The following is a 6,772-nucleotide window of genomic DNA, read 5'->3' as shown; positions in this document are numbered from 1 at the left end:
GTTAAATCAAATATAAAATTCAGCTTGATATTCCTGATGCTCTATTCCTCTATCAATCAAGCATCAGGAATATTCACAAAATTCTGATGTCAGGATATCATCTCCGGTAGGAAAGAGTTATACCCGGAGATAGAGCAGGGAGGAAGATAGCAAACTATTATAATATACCGTGTTTATGTTCATAAGATTTGTATTATCATAGATATAAATATTATTTTATGAAAAATGCCAGTAGATTTTCTCAATGAACCAATCATTTCTTTCACAATTCTCCTTATAGCTATTTTTATTGTTCCCCCGCTATTTGAGAGACTAAAATTACCTGGATTAGTGGGTTTGCTACTAGCAGGTGTATTACTGGGTCAAAATGGACTCAATCTCCTCAACCCTAAGTCGGAAACCATAAAACTGCTTTCAGATATTGGTAAAGTTTATTTGATGTTTGTAGCAGGTTTAGAGATTGATATTGAACAATTTCGCCAAACTAAAAATCGCTCAATGGGTTTTGGCTTCCTGACTTTTTTAATGCCTTTAATTGCGGGGATTATTACCGGACATTTATTCAATTTTAGCTGGAATTCTTCTGTTTTGATTGGTTCTTTACTGGCTTCTCATACTCTCTTGGCATATCCAATTATCAGTCGGTTGGGAGTTATCGGCAATGAAGCAGTAACAGTGACAATTGGGGCAACTATTTTTACTGATACAGGTGCATTGTTATTACTGGCAATTTGTGTAGGTATTCATGGAGGAGATTTCACAGCTTTTAAATTATTTACTTTATTGGGTGGACTAGCAATTTATTCAGTTGTGATCTTATTTGGGTTTAATAAGGTAGGAAAAGAGTTTTTCCGCCGCACTGGAGAGGAAGAGAGTAATCAATTTTTGTTTATCTTGCTGGCCTTATTTTTGGCATCTGTAGGAGCGCAAGCGATTGGGATTGAAAAAATTGTTGGTGCGTTCCTGGCAGGTTTAGCAGTCAATGGCGTTTTGGGAAATAGCCCCGTTAAAGAAAAGGTAGAGTTTGTGGGTAGTGTTCTGTTTATCCCTTGTTTCTTTGTGGACATGGGATTACTAATTGATATACCTGCGTTTATCAAAACTCTCAGTTCAATTACTTTAACTGTGGCAATTGTCGTGGCACTGATTAGCAGTAAATTTGTGGCGGCCTTTCTAGCTAAAACATTTTATCGCTATAACAATTCAGAGATGCTGACAATGTGGTCATTATCGCTACCGCAGGTAGCAGCCACACTCGCAGCCACATTAGTTGCCTATCAATCCGTAAATCCTGCTGGTGAGAGGCTAATCAATGAGGGTGTTTTAAATAGTGTCATTGTCCTGATGTTGGTTACGGCTATCATGGGTCCGATAATTACAGCTAGGGTTGCTCGGTCTTTACAAGTCGTCCCGTCTACGGAATGGAAAGCAGATAGTTTATCGGTGTGGTGGGAATCTCAAGAGCAAATAGAGACAGCAGACAACCGTTTGCAACAAGATTACCCGCCATTTATTGTTGTAGTTCCCATTTATAACCCGCTGACGCAACGTTATCTGCTGGAAATGGCAGCACTTATAGCCCGTCATGAATCTGGACAGATTATGCCTTTAGCTATTACTAAAGCCCATCTGAATATGGATGATCCACAATTAGTAACGGCACTAGCACAAAGTCAGGAAAGATTGAGGTTGGCTTCCGAAATTAGTCAAGAATTTAACGTCCAAGCATCACCGACAATTCGGATTGATGATGATGTGGCTTTGGGGATTAGTCACGCCAGTCGGGAACATAATGCTAGTTTAGTGATAATGGGTTGGGGAAATACCAGGAATTTCCGCGCCCGTTTATTTGGTAGTCTCATTGATAAGGTTTTCTGGTCTTCTCATTGTCCGGTAGCGGTAACACGCCTGTTAAAAAGTCCGACAGAAATCAGACGCATTCTTGTTCCTGTTGGTGACTTAATGAGGGTGACTATTGGGACTATCAGATTTGCCCAAATTTTAGCTGATGCTAATCAAGCTGAGGTTGTGCTTTTGCACGTGAACGATGCCTACCGCAGTCCCAGCCAACGCTTAATACCTGATGAGCAGGTTACACATTTCACATCTCAATTGTCTGATATTGCTAATCAAGGCAACTTACAAGTCAATACAAATATTTTAACAATTGTTGGTGATGATATTGCCAAAGTCATTATTGAGCAAGCGCAGGCATTTGACTTAGTGGTTTTGCGTTCTGTCCGCTATCGCACCGCTGGAGGATTAGCCGTTAGTGAAGTGACAACCCAAGTGATTAACAATTTGAAATGTTCGATTGTCATGCTGGGAGAACCTCAATAATACCTGTAATTCCCTCCTCTGACCCAAAAAAAGGCTCGATATTTGGGACAAAGACTAATGGCAATGGCCAGTTAGAGTTATTTAGACGAATATCTAGAACTAAAGTGAAATAGACGCTAAAATCGATCCAGCCTTTGTATTTTCGTGGTTTTGACCCAGATAACTCAGAGTGCGGTTCACTGCATAAATCCCCATTGTCAACGTCCTTACCCTCAACCTTGGGGAAACAAATTCTGTAACAGTTGTGGCGCACCGCTGCATCTGTTAGACCGCTATTTCTCTCTTAAACCTCTCGGTGCGGGGGGATTTGCCCAAATTTACACAATTTGGGATGAAAAGACACAGACAGAAAAAGTGCTAAAGGTGCTAGTCGAAACTTCACCCAAGGCGCTGGAATTATTTATTCAAGAAGCGGAAGTTTTAAGTAGTTTCCGCAACTCTGGCGTGCCTAAAGTTGATGCTGATGGCTATTTTCAAGTTAACTTAATTAATCCTAAACCCCATCAATTACCTTGTTTGGTGATGGAAAAAATCAATGGCTACACTTTAGAGGAAGTATTAATAAATTCTCCTCAAGGTTGTTCCGAAGATTTGGTAGTCGGTTGGTTTATTCAAGCTGTATTGATTTTACAGGAGTTACATAAACGCCAAATTATTCACCGCGATATCAAACCTTCTAATTTGATGTTGCGGACTTCCACACCAGTATCTCCTGCCAAAAGTGATCAATTGGTGCTAATTGATTTTGGTGGTGCTAAACAATTTAGTGGGTCAGTTTTGCGAACGCAGCCCACTTCTACACGCTTGTACTCTGCCGGCTATAGTCCCCAAGAACAAATTCGCGGCGGTAACATTGGACCATCGGCAGATTTTTATGCCTTGGGACGGACAATGATTCAACTACTTACCGCCAAATATCCATCCGAATTGGAAGATAGTTTAACTGGAAAATTGCGTTGGCGTAATTATCGAACAATTAAACCAGATTTAGCGGATTTAATTGATGAAATGGTAGAAGATGATGTGCGATTACGTCCAGCCAATGCAGCTATTATTCATAAACGCTTACTAAGTATCGCCTCGTCATCTTCACAGCCAGGTTTATTCAGCAGTCCGGGTAAATCTGTTGTCCAATCAATCACTGAATTTACCCAAGCTATAAGTAATACTACTTTATTAATAATTCAGGGAATATACAAATTTTTATCTGCCTGTTTGGCGACTGTTTGGGTAATGATACTGACAAGTATCTGCGCGGGAATCGGGACTATAATTGGTTTTGTCCTGGCTTACCATACCAGTTTAGGCGATCGCTGGCTAGAATTACTAACCTATCCATTACCAACATTAGTCCAAAAACAACCTTATATAGCCGCAGAAAGTATAGTTTATGGTTTTGCAGGTTTGGGAACAGGTTGGGGATTAACCTTATCAGGCTGTTTTGGACAAAAGCGGCGGTTTCTGATCACAGCTTTAATGGGCTTAATTGGCTACAGTTTAGGCTGGATAGCTTGTCAATTCATCACCACTCCAAATCCGGCGGAAAGCTTAGTCACATGGATTTTAATCTCACTTCCCCTATTAACCCTTGGTTTAGGTCTTCGCAGTCATCAAATCGCCTACGCTGTCATTGCAGGTTTAGGAAGTGCCAACCTCATAGCCATTTTCGTGCGTTTAGGGTTAGGACTAAATTTATTCCATTTTTCCAGTCAACCACAAGGGCTTGATGTATTTTCACCCATAGGTTTTTTTAGTTTAGTGAGTATCTTAATCAGCTTTTCCCTGAGTATAAGCCATTACCTAATTGTCCCTTGCTTACGCTGGTTAGGTTGGCGATAAGGAGAAGGTAGGGGCGCAGGGCTTACGCCCATTCAGGAAGAAGCAGGAAGAAGAAGAAAATTTTTCCCCTGTTCCCAAAAACACAGATACCCCCAGTTCATTTGAGTTGTGAACTAGGGGCATCCCATAATTGGTAGACTATAAATGTTTCGGTATACTGAAGTTGAAACCAATATACACTCTTTATTCCCATTTGCATAGTTCTGTAATAACAATTTATTTAAGTTTTGTATATTTTTAATTATTCCTTCATATTTAAGACTGATTAAACCAGCAAATATACTGTCATTTTAATAAAATTAGCAGCATTCTAGCAAAAAACACCGCGCAACTCAGCCAATGTGGAACTTAATAAGTAGTGAGACAGAATTAATTACACAATGTCATTGCGTAAGCGTTGCGTGGCGTTAGCCATATGGAACGAAGTGAAATGAAGCAATCGCCAGGGTTGTGATTGCTTCCCTTCCCTCGCAATGACTGTAAATATTTTTGTCCAATTACTTACCTGAAATTAAGTTACGCTGAAGCTTATTTGCTGAAAATATTGAAACATTGAATATGGAACGCACTATTTCATTTTTAGGCATTTGCGTTTTTATTAGTATATCCTACGCCCTGTCCGTGAATCGTCAAGCCGTGCGTTGGCGGACAGTCGCCTGGGGATTGGGGTTAGAATTTATTTTAGCTATAGTCATTCTCAAAACCGCTTGGGGTTTGAACTTATTTAAATCCTTGGGAAATATAGTTGGTAACTTTTTAGCTTTTTCTGATGTTGGTGCAAAATTCGTCTTTGGTGAAAACTTCAAAGATCATCTGTTTGCTTTTCAAATTCTCCCCACAATTATCTTTTTCTCATCATTTATCAGTATTCTTTATTACTATGGCATTTTGCAAAGAGTTGTCAATGCCCTAGCATGGTTCATGATGAAAACCATGAAAACATCAGGTTCTGAATCTTTATCCTGTGCGGGAAATATCTTCTTGGGACCAACAGAAGCAGCACTCATGGTCAAACCTTACCTAGCAAACATGACAAAATCTGAATTGCACGCCGTCATGACTGGTGGTTTTGCTACCATTGCTGGGGGTGTACTAGGTGCTTATTTGTCCTTTGGGATTCCACCAGAACATTTAATTGCTGCTTTTTTTATGACTTCTCCTGTTGCCTTGATAGTATCAAAAATAATGTATCCAGAAACAGAAGTATCGGAAACTACGGAAGAAGTTAATATAGACATCAAAAGTAATTATGTTAATGTTCTCGATGCAGCCACATCTGGGGCAATTGATGGGGTAAAATTAGCAGTTAATGTTGGGGTAATAATAATTGCTTTTTTGAGTTTATTAGCTGCTGTGAATGCTAGTTTAAGTTGGTTGGGAACGTTGGCAGGTTATCCGCAATTATCCTTAGAAGGGATGTTATCTTTAATTATGTTTCCCGTAGCCTGGTTAATGGGTATACCTTGGGCTGACTGTGGACAAGTTGGAGCATTATTAGGTAAAAAGACGATTCTTAATGAATTTATCGCCTATTTGGATTTAGGAGAACTGATTAAGAAACAAGAAATTTCTCAACGTTCAGCTATTATTACTACCTATGCCTTATGTAATTTTGCTAATATTGGCTCAATTGGCATTACTATTGGTGGGATGACAGGAATAGCGCCGAACCGTCAACAAGACTTAGCCCGTATGGGTTTAAGGACTATGATTGGCGGATTATTGGCAGGTTTTATTACTGCGGGAATTGCGGGAATTTTGATTTAGAAATAATTGAAATTACAGGATTTGCTGTAGGGGTAGCGCCCCCGTGCCTACCCCATTCTTATGGAGGTACAAGAACCCCACCCCCAACCCCCTCCCCGCAAGCGATGAGGGGGCTATGATAGATTTTATAGAGACATCCGGTAAGCGTAAAACTCAGTGTCTTTAGACCTGAGATATAAGCGACACGAGGGATTTTAATCCCTGTGGTATGTTACAATTAAATCGTGAGTAAGAACAAAAAAACATCTATGTGTTGAAGCATCCTAGTACGGAGAAATCCCGGCTCATAAGAAACAACGGTTAGGTTCAAGTCCTAACGGCAGTATTGACAAAAAAGAGCGAGTAATGGCAGGGTGTGGAGCGTACCGAGTCTTGGCTTAGTGATGGATTCTGAAAACACTGAAAACAATAAAAGTAAGCGCAATTTCGACACCTTAATTGGCAGTTGTTTTGAGCGTCTAGGCGGCGTTTGGCGGTCGCAGCGAGATTGGATTGGGCTAAACCCTTAATCTAATTCTGTCAGTAGAATCTCAGTGGCTTTAGCCAGTGAGAGTGTCAATATTAACTATTTACGTCAGGAAATTGGTCAAGAACGAGGTGGACATATTTCGCCTTTAGCTGCATATAACGAGTTAACAGATAGATTTTTAATTATGGATGTTTCGCGCTATAAATATCCACCTGTTTAGGTAAAAACAGAGGATTTATGGAAAGCAATGAATACAAGTGATGTCGGTGCGGGGAAGACGTGGGGGTTTGTATTGTATTGGTGAGTAAGAATAATTGATGTTTATCTACAGGGAACTCTTAACTGGGAACAGGGAAC

Annotated in this window: 3 protein-coding genes and 1 pseudogene; all 4 read left to right on the top strand. The window is 40.1% G+C overall.

What is annotated here, in order from left to right; translation table 11 throughout:
- Window positions 1-225: 225 nt before the first annotated feature.
- Window positions 226-2,340, top strand: a complete 2,115-nt coding sequence (locus FJR37_RS22720; RefSeq protein ID WP_168467191.1) for a cation:proton antiporter — start codon at window positions 226-228, stop codon at window positions 2,338-2,340.
- A gap of 150 nt (window positions 2,341-2,490) precedes the next feature.
- Window positions 2,491-4,179, top strand: coding sequence for a serine/threonine-protein kinase (locus FJR37_RS22715; protein ID WP_168467190.1), 1,689 nt, complete (start codon window positions 2,491-2,493; stop codon window positions 4,177-4,179).
- A 558-nt stretch (window positions 4,180-4,737) separates the two neighbouring features.
- Entirely contained in the window at window positions 4,738-5,946 is a 1,209-nt protein-coding gene (locus FJR37_RS22710; protein ID WP_039201790.1) for a NupC/NupG family nucleoside CNT transporter, read from the top strand.
- Between the two features lie 554 nt (window positions 5,947-6,500).
- A pseudogene (locus tag FJR37_RS22705) lies at window positions 6,501-6,719 on the top strand (phytochelatin synthase family protein); the annotation flags it as partial.
- Window positions 6,720-6,772: the final 53 nt, after the last annotated feature.

It is taken from the genome of Aphanizomenon sp. UHCC 0183 (genome assembly GCF_009712065.1).
Classification (GTDB): domain Bacteria; phylum Cyanobacteriota; class Cyanobacteriia; order Cyanobacteriales; family Nostocaceae; genus Dolichospermum; species Dolichospermum heterosporum.
The sequence above is the reverse complement of the archived record's forward strand: the minus strand, read 5'-3'. Positions and strand labels throughout refer to the sequence as shown.

Bases quoted from the DNA above. Each gene is read 5' to 3' on its own strand.
- FJR37_RS22710 (WP_039201790.1), top strand. From the start codon at position 4,738: ATGGAACGCACTATTTCATTTTTAGGCATTTGCGTTTTTATTAGTATA.
- FJR37_RS22720 (WP_168467191.1), top strand. From the start codon at position 226: ATGCCAGTAGATTTTCTCAATGAACCAATCATTTCTTTCACAATTCTC.